Source organism: Mesorhizobium sp. M0047, assembly GCF_040323315.1.
In the GTDB taxonomy this organism is placed as follows: Bacteria; Pseudomonadota; Alphaproteobacteria; order Rhizobiales; family Rhizobiaceae; genus Mesorhizobium.
This window is the reverse complement of the sequence record NZ_JAMYUW010000014.1, coordinates 1-20,307: the sequence shown is the minus strand read 5'-3', so window position 1 is coordinate 20,307 and position 20,307 is coordinate 1. Positions and strand designations below refer to the sequence as shown.

Annotated in this window: 15 protein-coding genes and 9 pseudogenes; 8 read left to right on the top strand and 16 right to left on the bottom strand. The window is 58.9% G+C overall.

Going from position 1 to position 20,307, the window contains the following annotated elements:
* Positions 1 to 45 precede the first annotated feature (45 nt).
* Positions 46 to 234, bottom strand: a complete 189-nt coding sequence (locus NKJ89_RS15680; RefSeq protein ID WP_352603662.1) for a hypothetical protein — start codon at positions 232 to 234, stop codon at positions 46 to 48.
* A gap of 62 nt (positions 235 to 296) precedes the next feature.
* Here NKJ89_RS15680 and NKJ89_RS15675 point away from each other — a divergent pair.
* A pseudogene (locus NKJ89_RS15675) lies at positions 297 to 1,011 on the top strand (IS110 family RNA-guided transposase); the annotation flags it as partial.
* Positions 1,012 to 1,149: 138 nt separating this feature from the next.
* Here NKJ89_RS15675 and NKJ89_RS15670 read toward each other — a convergent pair.
* The 6 genes and pseudogenes from NKJ89_RS15670 to NKJ89_RS15645 all read right to left on the bottom strand — a co-directional run bounded on the left by NKJ89_RS15670 (position 1,150) and on the right by NKJ89_RS15645 (position 4,468).
* Positions 1,150 to 1,308: a transposase gene (locus NKJ89_RS15670; protein WP_502904135.1), complete on the bottom strand. Its 159-nt coding sequence runs from the start codon at positions 1,306 to 1,308 to the stop codon at positions 1,150 to 1,152.
* Positions 1,265 to 1,600, bottom strand: a complete 336-nt coding sequence (locus NKJ89_RS15665; RefSeq protein WP_352603895.1) for a transposase — start codon at positions 1,598 to 1,600, stop codon at positions 1,265 to 1,267. Before NKJ89_RS15665 ends, NKJ89_RS15670 begins: the two co-directional genes overlap by 44 nt.
* Positions 1,516 to 1,908 (bottom strand): IS5 family transposase, encoded by a 393-nt coding sequence (locus NKJ89_RS15660; protein ID WP_352603660.1) that lies wholly within the window; start codon positions 1,906 to 1,908, stop codon positions 1,516 to 1,518. Before NKJ89_RS15660 ends, NKJ89_RS15665 begins: the two co-directional genes overlap by 85 nt.
* A 164-nt stretch (positions 1,909 to 2,072) precedes the next feature.
* Positions 2,073 to 3,106: pseudogene (locus tag NKJ89_RS15655) on the bottom strand (IS701 family transposase); the annotation flags it as partial.
* A 146-nt stretch (positions 3,107 to 3,252) separates the two neighbouring features.
* Positions 3,253 to 3,680: pseudogene (locus tag NKJ89_RS15650) on the bottom strand (IS701 family transposase); the annotation flags it as partial.
* Between the two features lie 287 nt (positions 3,681 to 3,967).
* Entirely contained in the window at positions 3,968 to 4,468 is a 501-nt protein-coding gene (locus NKJ89_RS15645) for a LuxR C-terminal-related transcriptional regulator (RefSeq protein ID WP_352603658.1), read from the bottom strand.
* A gap of 196 nt (positions 4,469 to 4,664) precedes the next feature.
* On the opposite strand from NKJ89_RS15645, the gene NKJ89_RS15640 reads away from it, so the two are divergent.
* The 5 genes and pseudogenes from NKJ89_RS15640 to NKJ89_RS15620 all read left to right on the top strand — a co-directional run bounded on the left by NKJ89_RS15640 (position 4,665) and on the right by NKJ89_RS15620 (position 7,433).
* Entirely contained in the window at positions 4,665 to 5,363 is a 699-nt protein-coding gene (locus NKJ89_RS15640) for a CoA transferase subunit A (RefSeq protein WP_352603656.1), read from the top strand.
* Between the two features lie 12 nt (positions 5,364 to 5,375).
* Complete coding sequence (locus NKJ89_RS15635; protein ID WP_352603655.1) at positions 5,376 to 6,005, top strand: 3-oxoacid CoA-transferase subunit B; 630 nt, start codon at positions 5,376 to 5,378, stop codon at positions 6,003 to 6,005.
* 45 nt (positions 6,006 to 6,050) lie between these two features.
* Positions 6,051 to 6,482: pseudogene (locus NKJ89_RS15630) on the top strand (thiolase family protein); the annotation flags it as partial.
* A gap of 32 nt (positions 6,483 to 6,514) precedes the next feature.
* The gene (locus tag NKJ89_RS15625; RefSeq protein ID WP_352603654.1) at positions 6,515 to 7,264 is read left to right on the top strand and encodes an IS66 family transposase zinc-finger binding domain-containing protein; all 750 of its coding nucleotides are present in this window, start codon (positions 6,515 to 6,517) and stop codon (positions 7,262 to 7,264) included.
* Positions 7,146 to 7,433: an IS66 family transposase gene (locus tag NKJ89_RS15620; RefSeq protein ID WP_352603652.1), complete on the top strand. Its 288-nt coding sequence runs from the start codon at positions 7,146 to 7,148 to the stop codon at positions 7,431 to 7,433. The genes NKJ89_RS15625 and NKJ89_RS15620 overlap by 119 nt, the downstream gene beginning before the upstream one ends.
* Before the next feature lie 49 nt (positions 7,434 to 7,482).
* Here NKJ89_RS15620 and istB read toward each other — a convergent pair whose 3' ends face one another.
* Together istB and istA are read right to left on the bottom strand one after the other, a co-directional pair.
* On the bottom strand, positions 7,483 to 8,295 hold the full coding sequence (istB, locus tag NKJ89_RS15615) for an IS21-like element helper ATPase IstB (RefSeq protein ID WP_352603650.1): 813 nt from the start codon (positions 8,293 to 8,295) through the stop codon (positions 7,483 to 7,485).
* Positions 8,285 to 9,815 (bottom strand): annotated as a pseudogene (istA, locus tag NKJ89_RS15610) (IS21 family transposase). Before istA ends, istB begins: the two are co-directional and overlap by 11 nt.
* A gap of 125 nt (positions 9,816 to 9,940) precedes the next feature.
* Here istA and NKJ89_RS15605 point away from each other — a divergent pair.
* Both NKJ89_RS15605 and NKJ89_RS15600 read left to right on the top strand, forming a co-directional pair.
* On the top strand, positions 9,941 to 10,078 hold the full coding sequence (locus NKJ89_RS15605; protein WP_352603648.1) for an IS66 family transposase: 138 nt from the start codon (positions 9,941 to 9,943) through the stop codon (positions 10,076 to 10,078).
* Entirely contained in the window at positions 10,075 to 10,518 is a 444-nt protein-coding gene (locus tag NKJ89_RS15600) for an IS66 family transposase (RefSeq protein ID WP_352603646.1), read from the top strand. The genes NKJ89_RS15605 and NKJ89_RS15600 overlap by 4 nt, the downstream gene beginning before the upstream one ends.
* A 21-nt stretch (positions 10,519 to 10,539) precedes the next feature.
* On the opposite strand, the pseudogene NKJ89_RS15595 reads toward NKJ89_RS15600, so the two are convergent.
* From NKJ89_RS15595 to NKJ89_RS15565, 7 genes and pseudogenes are all read right to left on the bottom strand, one after another.
* Positions 10,540 to 10,704 (bottom strand): annotated as a pseudogene (locus NKJ89_RS15595) (IS110 family transposase); the annotation flags it as partial.
* Between the two features lie 7 nt (positions 10,705 to 10,711).
* Positions 10,712 to 11,473, bottom strand: a pseudogene (ltrA, locus tag NKJ89_RS15590) (group II intron reverse transcriptase/maturase); the annotation flags it as partial.
* Between the two features lie 597 nt (positions 11,474 to 12,070).
* A complete protein-coding gene (locus NKJ89_RS15585; protein WP_352603644.1) occupies positions 12,071 to 13,843 on the bottom strand; it encodes a CocE/NonD family hydrolase in 1,773 nt (590 codons plus the stop codon).
* Positions 13,844 to 14,048: 205 nt separating this feature from the next.
* Positions 14,049 to 15,194, bottom strand: a complete 1,146-nt coding sequence (locus tag NKJ89_RS15580) for a serine hydrolase domain-containing protein (RefSeq protein WP_352603642.1) — start codon at positions 15,192 to 15,194, stop codon at positions 14,049 to 14,051.
* Between the two features lie 922 nt (positions 15,195 to 16,116).
* Positions 16,117 to 17,219: pseudogene (locus NKJ89_RS15575) on the bottom strand (IS110 family RNA-guided transposase).
* A gap of 74 nt (positions 17,220 to 17,293) precedes the next feature.
* Positions 17,294 to 18,871 carry an ABC transporter substrate-binding protein gene (locus tag NKJ89_RS15570; protein WP_352603640.1) on the bottom strand — a complete coding sequence of 526 codons (1,578 nt, stop codon included), beginning with the start codon at positions 18,869 to 18,871 and terminating at the stop codon, positions 17,294 to 17,296.
* A gap of 629 nt (positions 18,872 to 19,500) precedes the next feature.
* Positions 19,501 to 20,107: pseudogene (locus tag NKJ89_RS15565) on the bottom strand (Mu transposase domain-containing protein); the annotation flags it as partial.
* Between the last annotated feature and the right edge of the window lie 200 nt (positions 20,108 to 20,307).

Here is a 20,307-nt window from a genome sequence, read left to right as displayed (position 1 = left end):
ATCGTCATGCAGGTGGCCGGTGTGCATGAAACGGCGCGCCATACCTCACATATGCTGATGGCCACTGAAGACACCTGCATCGAGCGTTACTGACAGCTTGCCTATGTCTGCCATGCCGAGGGCTGCACGATCTTCTCGCAGCTTTTCCATCCCGGCCGCGAAATAATGGAAAGCACGGATGATCTGCTTGCCGTAGACTATGCGCCGTCCGTCTCCCCTAACGAGCGTTTCCATGTGATGCCTCGCGAACTGGAGAAGGATCTTATCGACAAGATCGCCGGAGGCTATGCGGCGGCATGGGCTGGTACCGTCCCGTGTACGCCAAGTCTGCAGATGCCCAGGAGGTGCGGGCACTGCTGGTCGGCCGCAAGCTGTTGCAGGCCAAGCTGCTCGACGTCGAGCTCAGCATACGCGGAATCCTACGCGGTTACGGGCTCAAGGTTGGCGAGGTGAGCCGGGGGCGTTTCGAGGCGCGCATTCGCGATCTCATCGAAGGCCATGACATGCTTGCGACGGTGATCGGCGCGATGCTGCAGGCCCGGGCGGTATTATGGAACGAGTTTACCCGGCACTGCACCGCGCGATGCTGAAGATCGCCCGTGCCGAACCTGTCTGCCAGCGGCTGATGAGTGCGCCCGGTGTCGCGCTCTGGTTGCAGTCACCTATCGTTCGGCGGTCGACAATCCGGGGCGGTTTGCAAAATCCCGAACCGTCGGTGCGTACTTCGGACTGAAGCCCAAGAAATATCAATCCAGCGAGACCGACATCGACGGCGGCATCAGCAAGGTCGGCGATGGAATGGTGCGCACCGCGCTCTATGAAGCGGCGCACATCATGCTGACGCGCGCCACGCGGTTCTCGGCCCTGAAACGCTGGGCGATGGAGGTAGCGAAGCGGCGCGGCATAAAACGGGCGAAGGTGGTGCTGGCCCGCAAGCTCGCCACCGTTCTTCACCGCATGTGGACTGATGTCAGTCAGTTCCGTTGGGGCAAGGACACCGTCACTGCGTAAAGGAGGAACAAGGCAGCGAGGTAGGCCGCCATAGGCGCTACTTCTTCGAGGTCCCGTCGCTGGGACGAGGGCTTGGCAAGGTCGGGAGTAGTGCTGTGAAAGCTTCGGCAAATCACGCGTCCTAGCTAGGGCTAAGACTCATAACCAGTAGCTGACGGTTGCAGCGATGCAGACGGCGGCGAGGAAGTTGCGGGCGAGCCGATCGTAGCGAGTTGCGATGCGACGGAAGTCCTTGATGCGACAGAACATGCGCTCAATCGCATTGCGGCCCTTGTAGAGGGAAGGGCGAGAAACAATTCTTCCATTTTCGGTTCGCCTTGGGCGGGATATTGGCGAAGGCGCCGCGTCCGCGAACCTGCTCCCGGATGGCATTGCTGTCATAGCCTTTGTCGGCATGCAGGATTGGGGCCGCCGGCATCTGCTCGATCAGCAGCGCCCCGGCAGTGCAATCGGCGACCTGGCCGCCGGTCAGGAGAAAGGCGACCGGCCGGCAGAATCCATCCGTCAGGGCATGGATTTTGGTAGTCCGTCCGCCCCTCGAGCGACCGATGGCCTGATTTTTCTCCCCCCTTTGCCGCCGGCCGCACAGCGATGCGCCCTTACCGCCGATGAGTCGATGAGAAGCTCGGCCGGAGGCCCGCCGGCGTTGGCAAGAGCATGGAAAATGGCACTCCAAACGCCCTTGGCCGACCAGCGCTGGAAACGGTTGTAGAGGGTCTTGCGCGGTCCATAGACCGACGGAGCGTCGACCCAGCGTCCGCCGCTCTTCACCACATGAATAATGCCGCTGATCACGCGGCGATCATCGACGCGCGGCTTGCCTCGGGTGTCGGTCGGCAGATGTGGTTCAAGCAACCCAAACTGCTCATCGCTGAGCCAGAAATATTCGCGATTCATGAGTGGTCCCCCTCAGAGACCCGTGAATCACAATCCCGCCGTCAGAGGAACCCCTTTTATGGGTCCGGACCCTAGATTGACCTGCCGGCTTAAGGATCTGATGACATGATGTGGCAGTCTTCGTGCTGACCACGGACAGAAGCATGATCCCGGCGGCGCGATGATCACTCGAAGGGACTTGACGAGTAAGGGCCCATTACAGAAGCACTACTTTGGCAGATTTTTAGCTGAGGAGCCTGCGGCAGTGGGGGCATTTGGTTGGCGGCGGTTGTGCGAGCGCGTTTAGGATTGCTTGTCGAACTGCTGGGAGACTTGGCTGCGGCGGCGGGCCTGGGATTCTTTTTTCCCCCTCTCGCTTGTGTGAGGCGGCGAGATTGCAGGAAGGCATAGGCAATCATCGTCATCAACGCGTGTCGGTGAAGGCCTGTCCATGATCGCCCTTCGAAATGGTCGATGCCGAGTTCCTCCTTGAGTTGTTGATGCGCCTGTTCGCAGCTCCAGCGCGCCTTGATGGCACCTGCGAGTTGCTTGAGCGGGATGTCCGCGGGAAGGTTGGAAAGATAGTATTTGCGCTCCCCGGTCGAGCGATGCTCGCCGATGACCCAGACCTCCTCTCCGGGCAAGTGCTGGGCGCCCATGTCGCGGATGCGCTGGGGTGGGCCATCAGCAACCCGAACACGGACAGCGGCGAAGCGTGCTGAGAGGCGGCCCTTGGTGCCGCGCCGCCAACTGACCGTCCTCCATCGGGCGGTCTCCAGCATCGCCTGCGCGGTGATCGACTTCACATCGGGGATATGCCGCTGGCGCGGGCGGCTGCGTCCGGCAACGGGGAAGATCATCGCCACGTCGGCGGGATAGACCTTTGCTTGAACGGGATGCCGACGGCCCATTTGAGGCCGCGCTCGGTGAGCGCCTGCCGGAAGGGCGCGCTCAAGCCATATCCGGCATCGGCAAGGACGCAGCCGAAGCGCACGCCGGCCGCGCGGACCCGGTCAATCTCGGCCAGGGCGATCTCGGGTTTGGTCCTGTAAGAACGATGGTCATCGGGCACACCGGCGCGATCGAGCCGGGTGGCATCGGAGGTCCAACTCTCGGGCAGGAACAGCTGCAACCCCACCATGACCGGCACCTCACCCGAGGCCAGTGTCGCCGACACCAGCGTCTGGCAGTTTGCGTTCTTGCCGAGCGCCGAGGCATACATGATGTGGCAGTCTTGGTGCTGACCACGGACAGAAGCATGATCCTGGCGGCGTGATGATCACTCGAAGGGACTTGACGAGTAAGGGCCCATTACAGAAGCACTACTTTGACACTTTTGGTTTGGCGGCTTCTGCGAGGAGCATTTCACAATGAGGGCATCGCAGGGGCGGAGGCCGTGCGAAGAGATCGAGGATAGCTTGCCTGATGGCCGGCATGCTGGGTTGTGGCGGTGGTCCCGTGACTCTTTTTTTCCGTCCCGCTGCTTTGAGGCGGCGGGATTGGAGGAAGGCGTAGGCGATCATCGTCATCAAGGCATGGCGGTGTAATCCTGTCCAGGATCGGCCTTCGAAGTGGTCGAGCCCAAGCTCCTCCTTGAGTTGCTGGTGCGCCTGTTCACAGATCCATATGGCCTTGATGGCAGCGGCGAGCATCCTGATGGTGGCATCGTCCGGCAGGTTCGACACGTAATATTTTTGCTCTCCGGTCGACCGCCGCTCGCCGACGAGCCAGACTTCGTCGCCAGGCATGGCCTGGACGCGGCCGTCGAGCATCCGGTGCCTATGGCCATCGGCAAGGAATCTGGCAGCAACGCCGCAGAAGCCTGAAATGGACCCTCTCGCAAGCGAACGTCCGCATCTGGTTTGCGACCCAAAACAGAACGAAGGGATGTACGTCAAATCGCTCAAGTTCTGCGCCGGCGTGTGAAACAGAGGCGAGCCACGATGAGGTCTGTCTTCGGTTCATGGTGATCCCCGGGGTGGAGCGGGTCGCCGCGCTGAGCTGCAATGGACGATCCCGCGCTGTTACCGCCCACGGGGCTACGCGCCCAACGGCCCGGTGCTGAGCGACGCGGAGGCGTTTATCGGGCGGAAAGCAGCCGCGCCACCAGTTCGGACGTGTTGCGCACCCCGAACTTTACGATCATATTCGCGCGATGGACTTCCACAGTCCTTGGGGAACAACCGATGGACCGTGCCATTTCCTTGCTGGTGAAGCCGTTTACAAGGTAGCGCGCAATCCGCGCCTCTGCCGCGGTTAGGCCGTGACCCTGGCTTTGTTCTGCCGCGACCGGGCGATAAGACCAGATTGCCAATTCCTGTGGATCGTCCCGATCAAGCGCGGCACCATGCGCCTCCATCCAAACCACCTCGCCGTCCATGCGGCGCATGAAGCGGGCATCGCGGTAGACGGGATCGGCCTTCATGGCGCGGCGTGCTTTTTCGCCGATCACCTCGTAATCGGTTTGACCGGGATAGAGCATCCTCATTGACTGTCCCTCCAACTCGCGGATCGACCAGCCAAAGACGGATTGGACGCGATGGCTTGCCCGCAGGATGACGCGATTGGAAAGCACCAGCATCGCGTCCGGCCCATGCAGGAAGCCGATGCCATCAAGATTGCCCGAGTTTCGCATTCTGGCCGAACCTCGCATAGTAAGTCTCCCACGTATGGACCTACGTATTCTTACGAATGGTTGCTTCCTGCGCAATCCGTAAAGTTGCCGCGATATGAGGTCTGGCCGTAAAGGCGCGGGCATTCGCAAAGCGGAGGCCAAGATGAGTAAGGTATTTCCCAGTGCAGCAAATGCGCTGGAGGGTGTGCTGCACGACGGCATGACAATCGCCGCGGGTGGCTTCGGCCTTTGCGGCATTCCGGAGCTGCTGATCAACGCGATCCTGGAAGCTGGCACCAAAGATCTGACGATTGCGTCCAACAACTGTGGCGTTGACGATTTTGGGCTTGGCATACTGCTGAAGACGAAGCAGATCAAAAAGATGATCTCATCTTATGTCGGTGAGAATGCCGAGTTCATGCGGCAGTATCTCAGCGGCGAGATGGAGCTCGAATTCAATCCGCAGGGCACGCTTGCCGAACGCATGCGCGCCGGCGGCGCCGGTATCGCAGGATTTTATACCAAGACCGGCGTTGGCACGGTCGTCGCCGAAGGTAAGGAGCACAAAACTTTTCACGGCGAGACCTATGTCCTCGAGACCGGGATCGTTGCGGACCTGGCGATTGTCAAGGCCTGGAAGGCAGACACAACGGGCAACCTGGTGTTCCGCAAGACGGCCCGCAACTTCAATCCACCGGCAGCGACCTGCGGTAAGATTTGCGTCACTGAGGTCGAAGAAATCGTGCCGGCCGGCAGCCTCGATCCTGATCAGATTCACCTGCCTGGGATTTACGTGCATCGTTTGATCCAGGGTGAACACGAGAAGCGCATCGAACAGCGCACGACGCGCGTAGCAGCGTAAGGGAGGGAACAGATGGGTTGGGATCGAAACCAGATGGCCGCACGGGCGGCCCGCGAACTTGAAGATGGTACCTATGTCAATCTCGGCATCGGCATTCCAACGCTGGTCGCCAACCATATTCCTGATGGGGTGCATGTGACACTGCAGTCGGAGAACGGGCTCCTCGGTATCGGCCCGTTCCCGACGGAAGACGCCATTGACGCAGATCTGATCAACGCCGGCAAACAGACGGTGACGGCCCTGCCGCATTCGGCCTTCTTCGACTCCTCGCAAAGCTTTGCGATGATCCGCGGCGGCAAGATTGCCATGGCCATCCTTGGCGCAATGGAAGTATCGGAGACGGGTGATCTCGCCAACTGGATGATCCCCGGCAAGCTCGTCAAGGGTATGGGTGGCGCAATGGATCTCGTCGCCGGGGTGAAGCGCGTGGTGGTGGTCATGGACCATACCAACAAGGCTGGTGAATCCAAGATACTCAAAGGATGTACCCTGCCGCTGACCGGTCAGCGGGTGGTCGATAGGATCATCACTAATCTGGGCGTGCTCGACGTCGTCGATGGCGGATTGCAGCTCGTTGAGCTTGCCGAAGACGTGAGCGACAGCCAGTTCCGCAGCGCTACTGAAGCGACAATCGTCAATTGATCCGCGGCCACCGCCGTGTCATCATTTAGAATACCGGAAGGAACGATCATGACGGCATCTATCGTCATTGCCAGCGCAGCACGGACCGCGGTTGGTTCGTTTAACGGTTGCTTTGCCATCACTCCGGCCCACGAGCTTGGAGGCGCAGCCATCAAAGGTGTGCTGGAGCGCGCCGGCATCGAAGCCGGCGAAGTCGATGAGGTGATCCTCGGCCAGGTCTTGTCTGCCGGGGAAGGTCAAAATCCTGCCCGTCAGGCTGCCATGAAAGCCGGGATCCCCCAGGAGAAGACCGCCTGGGGAATTAACCAGCTGTGCGGTTCTGGCCTGCGGGCTGTCGCGCTTGGCATGCAGCAGATCGCAACGGGTGACGCGAAGATCATCGTTGCCGGCGGCATGGAATCCATGTCAATGGCACCACATTGCGCGCATCTGCGCGGCGGCGTGAAGATGGGCGACTTCAATATGGTCGATACCATGAGAAGGCGCTCCTCGCCGAGGCGCAAGCCGCTTTGGCCGAATCCGAAGAGGCGCGCCGTCGCCTGGAGACCATCGTCGGTCAACTGAACCACGAGAAGTTCGGCGCCAAGTCCGAGAAGCTGCATCCCGATCAATACCACCTGCTGCTCGAAGACGTGGCGATCGCGCAGGGCGTGCTCGATGCCGCGCAGGAAAAAGCACAGCGGATTATCCAGGGCGGTTCGGACGGCACGTCCGGTTCTGGCCGGCGCAACTGCGGCCACTTGCCTGCCCATCTGCCGCGGGTGGAGCGGATCATCGAACCCGAAAGCACACTGTGCCCGTGCGGCTGCGGCGAGATGGCCAGGATCGGCGAGGACGTGAGTGAACGGTTGGACGTGGTTCCAGCACAGTTGCGCGTTCTGGTCACGCGCCGGCCGAAATACGCTTGCCGTCGCTGCTCCGGCGCGGTGGTGCAGGCCCATGCGCCCGAGCATGTGGTGCCTGGCGGCCTGCCGACCGAGGCGCTGATCGCGCAGGTCATCGTCGCCAAGTTCGGCGATCATTTGCCGTTCTACCGGCAGGCCGAGATCTATGCTCGCCAGGGCATCCAGTTGGATCGCGCCACACTGGGCAATTGGGCTGGCCCGGGCCTGCTTCCATCTCAAGCCCATCGCCAGTCACATGAGCCGGCATCTGGCTGCCGCGGATCGTCTGTTCATGGACGAGACCACGGCGCCGGTGCTCGATCCCGGACGCGGCAAGGTCAAGAAGGGCTTCTTCTGGGCAAGCGCTTCCGATGACCGCGGCCATGGTGGCCAAGGCCCGCCCATCGTGCTGTTCCACTATGCGCCGGGACGCGGCGGCGAGCATGCCGAACGCTTCCTTCAAGGCTTCGCCGGACAGTTCCTGCAGGTTGACGCCTCTGAGGGCTATGACCGGCTGACACGCTTGGAGCGGCCACAATGTTGATTTTCACTGAGAACTGACCCGGCATTTCCGCCGAGAAGTGACCCGCCCTTCATGTATGTTTTGGTTCTGCGGGGATGGTCAAGGTTCTGGTTTTCTCCTTTGCTTTTTTCGGCTCTTGGGCAGAGCTGTTTTTGAACCGGAAGCTGTCGTTTCCGGTTTCGAGGATATGGCAATGGTGGGTCAGCCGGTCGAGAAGAGCGGTCGTCATCTTGGCATCGCCGAAGACACTGGCCCATTCGCTGAAGCTGAGGTTTGTGGTGATGATGACGCTTGTGCGCTCGTAAAGCTTGCTCAGCAGATGGAAGAGCAGAGCCCCGCCTGACGCACTGAAGGGCAGATAGCCAAGTTCGTCCAGGATCACGAGATCGGAATGGACGAGGCGATTGGCGATCTGGCCGGATCTTCCTTGTGCCTTCTCCTGTTCCAGCGCATTGACCAGTTCGACCGTCGAGAAGAAGCGAACCCGTTTGTGATGATGCTCGATGGCCTGAACGCCAAGGGCCGTGGCAATATGGGTTTTGCCCGTCCCGGGGCCGCCGACGAGCACAATGTTGTTGGCTTCATCGACGAACTCGCAACGATGAAGTTGCCGCACCAGGGCCTCGTCTATCTCACTGCTGGCGAAGTCAAAGCCGTTGAGATCGCGGTAGGCTGGAAAGCGAGCCGTCTTGAGCTGGTAGGCTGTGGACCTGACCTCTCGTTCCGCCGTCTCGGCCTTGAGGAGTTGCGACAGGATCGGAATGGCGGCTTCAAACGCTGGCGCTCCCTGCTCGGTAAGTTCGCCTACAGCTTGCGCCATGCCGTGCATCTTCAGGCTCCGGAGCATGATGACGATTGCGCCGCTGGCAGGGTTATGACGCATGGCGCACCTCCAGGGCCTTCCTCAAGGCATCGTAGCGTTCGACATTTGCTTTCGGCTCATTGGTAAGCGTCAAAGCCTGAGGGGCGCTGATGGTCGGGGGCATAAGCGATTTGCCGTCGACGAGCCGATGGAGAAGGTTGAGCACATGGGTTTTGGTAGGAACACCGCCCTGTAACGCCATTTCCACGGCGCAAAGCACGGCCTGCTCGTCGTGCTGAAGGACAAGTGCCAGGATGTCGGCCATCTCGCGATCGCCGCCCGGCTTCTTGAGCAAATGCTGCTTGCAACGACCTGAATGCATCGGGAAGTTCGGCAAAGGGTGCTCCGTTGCGCAGGGCGCCTGGTTTGCGCTGAACGACAGCCAGATAGTGCCGCCAGTCATAGATCGTCTGCCCTGGTCGATCATGCGAACGATCGATGATGCGGCGATGCTCACAGACAATCAGACCCTCCGCAGCGACAACGACACGATCCGGATAGACCCGAATGCTCACCGGCCGATTGGCAAACGACGCCGGCACGCTGTACCGGTTGCGCTCCAGATGCACGAGGCAGGTTGGGGAGACCCGCTTGGTGTATTCGACAAAGCCGTCGAAGAGACGGGACGCCGGCATGAGAGCCTGGGCTTCCTCAGCCCAGATATCGGCAATGGTGCCGCGCATTTTTCCATGCGGGGTCTTGTGCCAGAACTCTTGGCATCGAAGCTCCAGCCAGTCGTTCAGGGCTTCCAATGATGGAAAGCGCGGCATGGGTTGCCACAGTCGGTGACGCGCAGCCTGGACGTTCTTCTCGACCTGTCCCTTCTCCCAGCCAGAGGCGGGATTGCAGAACTCAGGCTCGAAGAGATAGTGGCTGGCCATGGCCATGAAGCGGACATTGACGTCGCGCTCCTTGCCGCGGCCGACCTTGTCGATTGCTGTGCGCATATTGTCGTAGATGCCGCGCCGGGGAACGCCGCCAAAGACACGGCAGGCATGATTATGGGCGTCGAACAGCATCTCATGCGTCTGCAACAGATAAGCCCGGACGATGAAGGCCCTGGAGTAGCTGAGCTTGCTATGGGCCACTTGCAGCTTGGTGCGTTCATGGCCGATGATCGCCCAGTCCTCGGACCAGTCGAACTGGAACGCTTCACCTGGATCGAACGAAAGCGGCACGAATGTTCCGCGCCCTGTCGTCTGTAACTCCCTCTGCAGATCAGCCTTCCACTCCCGAGCGAAAGCCGCGACACGACCGTATGACCCCTCATAGCCAAGGCTCAGCAGATCGGCATGAAGCTGCTTGATCGTGCGTTTCTGCTTGCGGTTCTTTTTGGCTTCCGTCCTCAGCCAGGCTGACAAACGGTCGGCAAATGCGTCAAGCCTGCTCGGCCGCTCTGGAACCTTGAACTTCGGCTCGACCTCGTCCACCCGCAGATATTTGCGGATGGTATTGCGCGACAGGCCAGTCCTACGGCCAATCTCACGGATCGATAGATGCTCTCGAAAATGCCAACGTCGAATTACGCTCAGTATCGCCATGTCGATCACTCCAAGGCCCCCGCTGTCATGCAAGGGGTGGTTCAAACATGGGTCAATTCTCGATGGAAATATCCTGTGCTGCCGGGTCAGTTCTCAACGGCAATCAACAGCCACAAGGACCATGGATGCTCGTCCATTGCTGGAGCCACCTGCGCCGACGTTTTGTGAAGCTGGCGCGCAACACCAAGTCCCCGATCGCCGAAGCCGCCGTGCGCCAGATCGCTACGCTCTACGCTGTCGAGGCGACGGTGCGCGGCACATGACGCCACAAGCTCGGCTCGCCGCGCGACAGCAGTACTCCACCCCGATCATCGCCGCCTTGAAGCCGTGGTTTGAAAAGCAATTGTCGATGATCTCCTCGGGCTCAAAGCTGGCCGAAGACATTCGCTATGGTCTCGCCCATTGGGAAGGGCTTACCTGCTTCCTGGACGATGGCCGGCTCGAGCTCGATACCAACCCGGTCGAAAACGCCATCCGGCCGATATGCCTGACCAGAAAAAATGCCCTGTTCGCTGGCCACGAGATCGGGGCCGAAAACTGGGCGCTGCTCTCATCCCTCGTCGCCACCTGCAAGCTCAACGACGTCAATCCCGTCGCCTACCTCGCCGAAACCCTCGACGCCATCATCAACGGTCATCCGCAGAGCCAGATCGAGGAACTCATGCCTTGGCGATTCCGGAAAACCTCAAGCCCAAATCCGTAGGCGATCGGCGAGGCGCTTACAGTCCACGAGCATGGTCTCGATCTGTGCCGTCAGCCGATCACGACGGGCCGTCGCGGCTTCGATCGTTGACATACAGTCTTCCAGGACGATGTGGTGGGCGGGCTGCTCGAATCGTAGCCCAGCCAGCCAGCGGCGATGCATCTGCGTCCAGGCGGGACGATTGTAGGGAATCCGCCAACCTCGCCTGAAGCGCAGCCTTGACGGCTTCTGCCTCCTGCTCGGTCCGGCAGTGCACCAGCCCATCATCCGCATACCGACACCATGGGAGGTCTGGATGTGTCCGTTTCATCCACAGATCAAACGCATAGTGCAGAAAAAGATTTGAAAGAATCGGCGAAACTACGCCCCCTTGCGGAGTTCCGCAGTTCCGTTCAATCCTCTGTCCATCCTTTTCCATGGGCGCTGTCAGCCATCTCTCGATGTATAGTAATGCCCATTTGCTCTTTACGTGCCTGCGAACTGCCGTGAGCAAAAGCTCGTGCGAGATGTTGTCAAACAGACCTTTGATATCAAACTCCAGAACCCAATCATATTTCCAGCACCGCTGACGCGTGATCCCCACGGCGTCCAGAGCAGATTTGCCCGGCCGGTAGCCGTAGGAGTCTGGCCGGAAGATCTGATCAAGTTCCGGTTCAATGAGCCGTTTGACCACCATTTGCGCGATCCTATCCCTCACGGTGGGCACACCCAAAATCCGCTGACCCCCAGTCTTTTTGGGAATGGGGACGGCCCGCACCGGTGGCGGAAAGTAGCTTCCCGAACTCATCCTGTTCCAGATCCTGTAGAGATTCCTCCCCAGGTCGGCTTCGAACTGCTCGATCGTCTGCCCGTCCACTCCAGCCGCACCACCATTGGATTTGACCGCTTTATAGGCTTCGTACACCAGCCGCTTATCGATCATAAACGGCTTGTCTGTCGTATCCGTCGTCGTCATCCTGTTTCCAGTTGCTTCGAAAATACGACCACCTGATCCGACCCCTTCGCTCCAGCCCCATTACAGGGCCTTCGTCACCAATACGGGTCGATCCGCCCCAACTTCCTGCATCGGTACTCTCGCCTCACGGAGGTGTGCCGCTTGTGCTTCTCCCTTGGCATCAGAAAGCTGGTTCCTGCAGTTCCGCGCAAAAGCCTGCATCCGGCTCATGCCCCCTATACGCCGTCCACTGTCCGCCCAGTCATCAGGCTCCCGACGGACTTGTCCCGAGAGATCCATACGCCCTCAGTTTTAGTGGTATTAAAGAGTACTAACGACGCGTCATCGAAGGGTTTGCTTGCGCTCATCTTCCGGATGTCTACCTGCCCCGGATCATGTCCGCGGCTTTTGACCCAACGCTAACCACCATGGCTCTTCTACCACAGCAGCTTGGGCTGGTTTGGGACCCGCTCCTGAAAGCCGATCCCGAGGGGCCTACCCTCATCTTTCACGCAGCTTCTCAGCATGTTGTCAGTTCACCATCGAACCTCCTTCTGCTTGCTGCAGCACACTGTGGACGGAAACTAGCTAGGCCAGCTGTCGACCAGCATGAACAGTTCAATCTGGCGCGACAGGCAGAATAAGCCTGGAGCGCCACTCAGGTCCCGAAAAGACTGCGTTCTCGGCTACCACGCCTTGAGTCTCTGAATAGTTGTCTCGCCCTGTGTTCATGTTCCGGTCAAACCGCGGAAAGTTACTGGAACTCACTTCCAAACGAATCTGGTGCCCCGGCGCAAACCAGTTGCCGGTTGCGTTTAGATCCACGGTGATTTCGTATATTTCGCCGGGGTTGAGTAGCTGCGGGTTAGTGTATCCGTTCCGATATCGAGCTCGGAGGATGCCGGTTTGCAGCTGGATAGCGCGTCCGTCGGGATACACATCTACAAGCTTGCCCGTTAAGTCAGTGTCCTGAGCAGATGAGGAAATATATAAGACCATTTTTATTTTTCCAACTACTGTCATTCCCTCCTTTAATACCTCGCTGGTGTAAACTAGCACGTCGCGGCGCGCCTCGATTGCACGCTGATCAGTCATTTCGACAGTCCACGCCTCCGTCGGTCCTGTGGGCGTCGGATCAGCCGGATCGTAAAGGTATTTGTCACAACACAGCGACTCGGGCGGGTCGAACGACAATAATCCGTCTCCGTTGAGACTGTTGGCGCCCGTTTTGCTCGAGAGAAACATTTCAGTGTAGCGGGTTCCTGGGATTGGCATATCGCTCGCCGTTCGCCAAACATTCTTCCCGTAAAGCCAATAGGTGACTCTTGGCATATTTTCCAGCGCATGAATGTCACCTTTCACCCAGCGGTTATTCCATTTCAACATTGCATCCCAAAGATCGAACCTAGCATCTCCGAGGTCGAGGTCGCCGAATTTAAAATTGTCAGTCAGACGATCGATGCCGCAATGTTTGCCGGGACCCATGATCATATACTGATTATCACGGGCAATCGCGTTGTCTGCGTGCTCTTTGGCGAAGTTGAATGCATCTATTGCCTCCCCTGGTTGGACGTCATTCCACGTGTCTATCCAGAGGGCCGGCGTGTACAACTTATCCTCGTTTGTCACGCACTCTGTATCGTGCCAAAAACTGGATTCTGGTGGATGAGACATGGTTTCATCCCAGTTGGTAGGCGGCAGGCCTGCCCGATCAAGGATTCCGGCGATTGGTAGATCCCATAGCAGTTTTCCAATATCTAACTTGTACGAGGGTCGGAGGGCGTAAAGATGGACGAAGCGCGCCCATGTCTCGGTTTCTATGGAAGGGTCTAGTTTAAGATAGAGACTTGGCGAGTGCGCTTGCCAACCTAGCATATTGGCGAACTCGCGGGCTCCACCCATGTAGTTCCAGAGCATGGTGTATCGCCCGAGCCCAGAACTAAATGCTCCAGCGGCCGCCATAGGCGTAATCGCTTTGAGACTAGGAGTATTCGTAACTGCACCGACCACTTGAACACTACCCAAGTAAGAGCAGCCCCACATTCCCATACGGCGCGCCGACCAGCGCTGCGCATCGAGCCATTTTGCGGTGTCCTCGAAATCGCGTCTTTCTGATATTGCGTATTTGAAAATGCCCTCCGACTCGAAGAGCCCCCGGAAGTCTTGAGCTACGACTGCGTATCCTGCATTGATGTAGACTTCGACGGGTCCGGTGCAAGAACACGTACGCAGGGAATTTTCAGCATCATATATGAAAGACGAAGTGTTGTTGGACACCCAGTCGGGACGCAGAGTATTTTTGTCGTATGGCGTGCGAATGAGTATAATAGGGAACGGACCAGGACCGCTTGGCAAGTAGATGTCGGTTGAAAGATTCACGCCGTCACGCATCGGGACCTTCACGCTGGGCAGCAGCCGGTAGCCCCCTCCGGGGGCACTCAGGCCCCTTCCATTCGCGAAGAAACCTCCAATAGATGCCGGACCTGGTTCCATTTTCATACCTCGTGACACAATGACACTAATCGTCTGTTGGAAGGCTTGGCACCACTCTCTGTGCCAGGCCCACGTAATCCCGCTTTCCAGGCGCGCCGAAAGTTCATCGTTCGGCAGCGAGTCTGGCCATCATCTTTACCATGGCGGCAGAGAAATTGGGGTCCCCGGCGCTCGCGTTCTCGAGCACGCTCAAGTAGACTACGACGGTGCCGGTGTCGGGGTTCGAGAGCATAAACTGGCCGCCGTGACCGCCGTGGCCGAGCCACGTCCCGTCGGTCATGGCCTGCCGGCTATAGCGAGTCCATTCGCGCTCCTTACTTACGGAAGGGCCGGGATTGCGGCGCGTTTCTTCTGTGAAGGCGGTATTGCCCACGCGGCGGTCGTTGACACCCTCGCCCTTGCGCGCGAAGAGCAGGCCGTAGCGCGCGAGATCGCGGGCCGAGAGGCAGGCGCCGCCGCCGACCTGCGGCACGCCCTCGCGGTCGCAGGTCATGTGGAAGCACCCCTCGAGGCCCGCCGCCTCTACGATCTCGATCAACCATTCGCGCAGCGCTCGGCCGCTGGCGCGCTCAATGACCCAGCCGATGACCTCGCTGTTGGCCGTCTTGTAGATTATGTGGTCGGTAAGATTCACGAGATCGTCGCTAGCGATCCGACAGAGGAAGGACCGAGTTGTCCCCTCTTTCTCGCCCTCCGGGGGCAAGCGCCATCCTAAATCGCGCTCCATGAGAAACCACGTCGCGCGGGAGTCGCTAACATCCTCGAGATCCTCCGAGTAGTCGTTGGCGACGTTCATGTCGGCAACGTCGCGCAACGTGGCATCCGCATAGCCGGTGCCGATCTCAGGCAAGTAGTCCCTAACCTTGCGGTCGAGGTCGATGAGGCCGTCGGCGACGCAGCGGCCAAGCATCAGGTTCAGTGTCGTCTTCGTGATTGACTGAATGGTGTGCGGTCTGTCGGGACCGAAGTCCGGCGCATAAGCTTCATAAAGGATGCGATGTCCCCGCACCACGACGAAGGCAGAAAAATGCGGCATGGCGAGGAAGCGGGCGACGTCTGCGCGCTCGCCAATTGTCCAATCGATCTCTTTTACCAGGGGCAGGACAGAAGCTGCGCGGAAGGAGAGGCTGTAGCGAACAATCGTGTGGAGGTTGTGGAAGCCGTGGCGGCGGTGGTCGGGCAGGTTCCAGCGTGGTTTGTTATGGTCTGTTACAGCAAGGTCGGGGTTGGGGATCGAAGCGATGGTCATGTGGCGAAACCTTCAAAGGTATTGAACGTGGATTAAGCACGGCGAGTGGTCGTTTTGTTTTAGCTGTACTCCGTGCAAAGGGCCGTATCCGACTACTCGGGCCTCGCGAAGCGCCAATGGATTTTGGTGGAGCCAGCCGATTTGTGCCGAGGGCTTTGGGCGGAGACATGCCGAAAGGCGGAAAAACGAGGAACGAAATCCTGATATGGGTCGAACTTCTCAACTCTTTAATGTATTCACCGTGTCTCATTTCAGCGGTCCTCATTCTCGCGTCATCGGTGTGATAGAAGAATGACAAAACTGCTGAGCGGAACACAAGTTAACTCGTTTGATCGGTTTGAGGCTCGTAATGATGACGCCCAGTTTGATATCAACCGACGTAGGGGAATGTACCGATTTGGCCCGGGAACTTACGTTTTCGGACGCGGTCTCGCGAAGGGTTCGCAGCTGGATGGCCGTCATGGCGCACTGCTTTTAACTGCGTCGGCGATATCGAGGGCCAGCAGAGCTGTGGATCTGTTGCAACCTTTTGATTACCAGCGCTGTGGCAAGGAGCCTTCGATCACTTTCGGAGGGTTACAATGTTCAAAGGCCGTCAGTTGGACCAGTCCATGATGCGTGCGCTGGTACCTGGCCTCACATGGGTTTCTTGGGGTCAAGGATTAAATCAGCAACGCATGAGCAGAACTCCAGGACTGTTTCGGCATCCAAGGTCTGAGCCCGATTGCATGACCGGCCATCTCCGAGCACGATCAATCTCACATGCGGTCGCCGTTCAGTACGGCTGCACCAATATCCCGCTTGCGGCGGGCAAGGGCTCAGGAGGATGAAACCATTCTACAAAACGGCATTCAGGCCATGCCGGTTCATCCACCTGGATCGGCCAGGACTGATCGGGTCCTGGCGGATTACGGGATTAGGGTCAAACAGCCTTCATCACGGCGCCTTCGATCACGATGCCGGCGGTCACATACTTCCAGAGTGCGACTAGCAGCTTGCGGGCGAGCGCCACAATCATTGTCTTACGCATCCGCCCGCCGTTTTGCTGGACGCGTCCACGGAACCAGAGAGCAAGCGCCGATTGCGGTTGATGGCGCAGCCATAGCTAGGCGAGTTGAACCATCATTGTTCGCAGCCGCGGATTGCCGGATTTCGACACGCCTTGCTCACGATCGACCGATCCGCTTTGCCAAGGCGTCGGCGCAAGGCCGGCGTAGGCCGCCACTTGCCGTCGGTTGTCAAAATGGCGGAACAACCCTTCCGACCAAAGCATGGCGGCGAACTCCGGTCCGATGCCCTTCACATCTAGCAACACCGCCGCCGAGGTGGGAGTTGCCGTCTCTTGCGCCTCGGCCAGCAACGTGGCTCGCTCCGCCTCCACGGCCTTGACTTGCTCGAGAAGCAGTTCCAGCCGATCGAGTTCGCGGCATATCTGCGCTTTGAGATGCGCTGGCAGCGCTCGGCCATCGCCGGTCCGCAGTTCCTCAAGCCGTGCCCGCCGATCGCGGCGCAGCGGTTCGTATCCGGAGATGCCCTGTGCAAACAACAATCCCTTGATACGGTTGACGTGGCTCACCCGTTCGCCGGTTAGCACCTTGCGCTCTCGAGTAATGCGACGGCGGTCTTCCTCTTTCCGGCTGGGTGCCTTGACCATCGCGCACACCCGCGGCTCGCCGCGCTTGTAGGCCAGCAGCGCCCGCACCATGGCTTCGCCGTCGATCCTGTCGGTCTTCGCCCGCCGACGCCGAGAGGTCGCGATCGAGGCGGGATCGACGACGTGGCTTTCGATCCCTTCAGCCTGCAGTACGCGGTGGAGCCAGAACCCGTCGAGACCGGCTTCCTGGATCACAATGATCGGAAAGTGTCGTTCCGTTCGCGACAGCGCCTTCTCACGAAGCCACGAAAGGCGCGCCAGCAGCCCGGCGACAGCGAAGTGATCACCCAGCTTGACCGGCTCAGTTCCAATGAGACGAAAATCGCGCAGAGATTGGTGCGGATGGCGGTCGGTGCTTCGGATTTGGTCAGTTGGAATATGCATGGCCCCTATTCAGCCGTTGCAACAAAACCGGTAGAACCCATATTTCCTACGCCGCGTGGAGCTAAGCCGGCTTGAACTCGAGGAACAGGGGGTATCCGTCCGGACGAGTTGCGGCCTGCGTATGCGTGGTGCGATACATGACTGGATTGCCCCCGTAGGTCAGGAACCGGTAGGCGCCAGATTCTTCCATGAGATCCTGCATCTCATAATAAAGCTTCGCCCGCTCGTTCGGGTCGCTGATCGTGGCCCCTTTGGCGTAGAGCTCATCAAAACGTTCACTGCGGAACCGTTCCCAGTTCCACACGCCCACTTGCTCTTGCCTAAAACTCCATGCTGTGTATTGAGGATCGGGAAGATTCGAGTGGTACTTGACGGAGAGCTGCATCTCCTTCCAGCGATCGCCCGCCGATTCCATGCCGAGCGTCCAGAACGAGCCGCTATCCTGGACTTTGATCTCGACCGTGATGCCGATCTGCGACAATTGCGCCTGCACAGTCTGGGCTATGGTCGAAGACTGGCTCTCGTTCAGGCAATCGATGGTCAAGGTCAGGTCGCTCACACCGGCCTTTTCCAAGAACTCCTTTGCCTTCGCGAGATCGCCTTCCGGCGGGACGAGCGCTTTGTCGCGATGCCCCACAATACCTGGAGGAACGGGACCTGTCGCAACCTCCGCCTGTCCCGCAAACGCCGCATCCAGGATCTGCGGCACATTGATTGCCCACTGGATCGCCTTGCGGACATTGATGTCCTTCAGCCTCGGATGATCCACATTCATGCCGATCCAGTGGTAATAGAGCGAGGGATGTTCCTCGATCTTGGTCTCGGCGGGCGGATTGCTCTTGAACGCCGCAAGCGAATCCAGACTGATACGAGTGAAATCGGTGTCGCCCGCCAGATAGGCGCGTTCCGCCGCCTTGTCGTCGTTGATCGTAATGATTTGGATTTCGTCGAAACCCGGCTTTGGCCCCGCCCACTCCGGATTGCGCGTCAAAAGCACATGCTGGTTTTGTTTGAATTCGGCGAGCACATATGGCCCGGAAAAGGCCGGTGGCTTTAAACCGAAACTGCTGCCATCACCGGTCGCCTTCATCACCGCATCCTCGGAAACGATATGGCCAACTGCATAGGGGAGTGCAATGTTCCAGACCGACACGTATGGTGCCTTGAACACAATCACGCCAGTATAGTCATCCTCGATCTCGACATGATCGAGAGACCCCCAATCCAGCCCCGAATTGTGCTTGATCACGCGCTCGAAAGAGAATTTGACGTCCTTGGCGGTCATCTCGCCATGGCCGCCGGTGAATTTGATGCCCTTCTTTAAATGGAAACGGATATGGGTGGGGTCGACCTGTTCGATCTTTTCTGCCGCCTCCAACTCCCAACCCCATTCGGAGCCCGGCTTGAAGCGCGTGAGCTTCGAATAGATGCAGTACATAATGTCCACTTCGTTGCTGCCCACGTAGAAGCCGGGATCGAGCGTGGTGGGGTCCAAAAGGCCGCGCGCCTTGAGCACTTTGCCCTCAGCTGCCCAGATGGCTTGCGACAATGGCATACCGGAAGCGAGGATACCCCCGCCGAGGGCGGCGCCCGTTTTGAGAAAAGTTCGGCGGCTCAGATCGCCTACGGTATTATTCACGATACATCCTCCCGTTTCTATTAAGCATGAGCGGATTCCAAAAGGTCTTTCGATGTGAATTACTGTGCCTGCGGCCGCAAACCTAAGATGAGGTGTTGGCTTAAGGCTACCGAACACCATTTGAAAAAAAATCGAAATTATTGCATTGTTCACTTAAAGGAATTCAAATTATGGAAGCGGCTGTGCGCCTAGCCTGCAACAGGACATTCCTGGCATTTTGCGTTAGCGAGGACGGAAAGAGTACTGCCCGCACGGTTCAGCTGATAGCACTGCTGGGGTTACAGCTTACTACCTTCGTTGAGGGCGTTGGACCCGCCGCAAGGTGCTTGACGTATATTGCGACCGAGGGCGAATAGGATGCGGCGTCGGTGCTGATTTTGAAGGCAGGTTGGGCTTTGATGGTCGGTGAGGGAGTTGGTTCCGAAGTCATCGCGGATGAGCAGTTGTGCGCGGGTGAGTTTGTCGATGAGGCGTGGGAAGCGGCAATCCAGACGGGCGAGCGCCAAATCCTCGAACAGGCGCGGCACGCGTATTGGAGAACGGAATGATCGAGCCGTTCTGCTTGCCGGCCGAAGCGGGCCAGCCACGACTTGCCGGTTGGCGTTGTTCCGTTCGGCCAGTTCGCGCTCCGCCCGGCTGATCAGGCTCGTCGGCGTGGTGTTGGCGTAGCGCTGATGCGCCTTGCGCATGTGTTCGTTGACACCGGAACTCTGCAAGCAACGCACATGGCAGGCGACGCGCTGGTGATCGTGGAAGATCGCGACCACTCGATCAGTGAGCCGCACGTCGACGGTCCTCCCGATCCGCCGGTGCGGCACCGAGTAGAAGGTCTTATCGACCTCGACATGGTAGTCAGATGGACCTTCGCCGATTTCCACTTGCCGTATTCGAACTGTGCTGGCGGCAGCGGCTTCAAGGCGGACCGCTCGATCTCCTCAGTTCGCGGCGGCTGTGGCCGACATCGAGAAGAGGGAACGATTCTTCAGCGGTGCCAGAATCCAGCGCTGGAGGATCAGCACCGCGCGTCGACTTGCGGCCGCGGGCCGGCTGGATGGGTGGTGTCGAAGTGCTCGGCCATGGAGGCAAAGGTCGCGTTCTGCGTCGGCTCGAACCACAGCGCCTTGACTACACATTCCACCGGCCTTCAGGTTGTCGCAAACGATGGCTCTGGTCAACGCCGCCGAAGAAGGCGAGCGCTCGCACTTGGCTCTCGATCCAGTCCGGCAGCTTTTGGCTGGAAGCGAGAAAAGAGCCCAGATTTCGGGTAATAAGAAATGTAAGCGATACGCGTTCCGTCGCTCGTGGGGACGTACCCAATATATCGCGCGAGACGTCAAACTCAATGAGAGAGTGCGGGTTTCGCAAAGTCCCGGACAAGGAATTCAGTAAGTCGCGGACACGGATTTCAGTAAGTTCGGGACAGGGATTTCAGTAAG

Coding starts and splice junctions, on each gene's coding strand:
- NKJ89_RS15680 (WP_352603662.1), bottom strand. CDS start 234: ATGGAAACGCTCGTTAGGGGAGACGGACGGCGCATAGTCTACGGCAAG.
- NKJ89_RS15660 (WP_352603660.1), bottom strand. CDS start 1,908: ATGAATCGCGAATATTTCTGGCTCAGCGATGAGCAGTTTGGGTTGCTT.
- NKJ89_RS15645 (WP_352603658.1), bottom strand. CDS start 4,468: ATGCTGGTGCTTTCCAATCGCGTCATCCTGCGGGCAAGCCATCGCGTC.
- NKJ89_RS15640 (WP_352603656.1), top strand. CDS start 4,665: ATGAGTAAGGTATTTCCCAGTGCAGCAAATGCGCTGGAGGGTGTGCTG.
- NKJ89_RS15635 (WP_352603655.1), top strand. CDS start 5,376: ATGGGTTGGGATCGAAACCAGATGGCCGCACGGGCGGCCCGCGAACTT.
- NKJ89_RS15620 (WP_352603652.1), top strand. CDS start 7,146: ATGAGCCGGCATCTGGCTGCCGCGGATCGTCTGTTCATGGACGAGACC.
- istB (WP_352603650.1), bottom strand. CDS start 8,295: ATGCGTCATAACCCTGCCAGCGGCGCAATCGTCATCATGCTCCGGAGC.
- NKJ89_RS15605 (WP_352603648.1), top strand. CDS start 9,941: ATGCTCGTCCATTGCTGGAGCCACCTGCGCCGACGTTTTGTGAAGCTG.
- NKJ89_RS15600 (WP_352603646.1), top strand. CDS start 10,075: ATGACGCCACAAGCTCGGCTCGCCGCGCGACAGCAGTACTCCACCCCG.
- NKJ89_RS15585 (WP_352603644.1), bottom strand. CDS start 13,843: ATGCGTGACGGCGTGAATCTTTCAACCGACATCTACTTGCCAAGCGGT.
- NKJ89_RS15580 (WP_352603642.1), bottom strand. CDS start 15,194: ATGACCATCGCTTCGATCCCCAACCCCGACCTTGCTGTAACAGACCAT.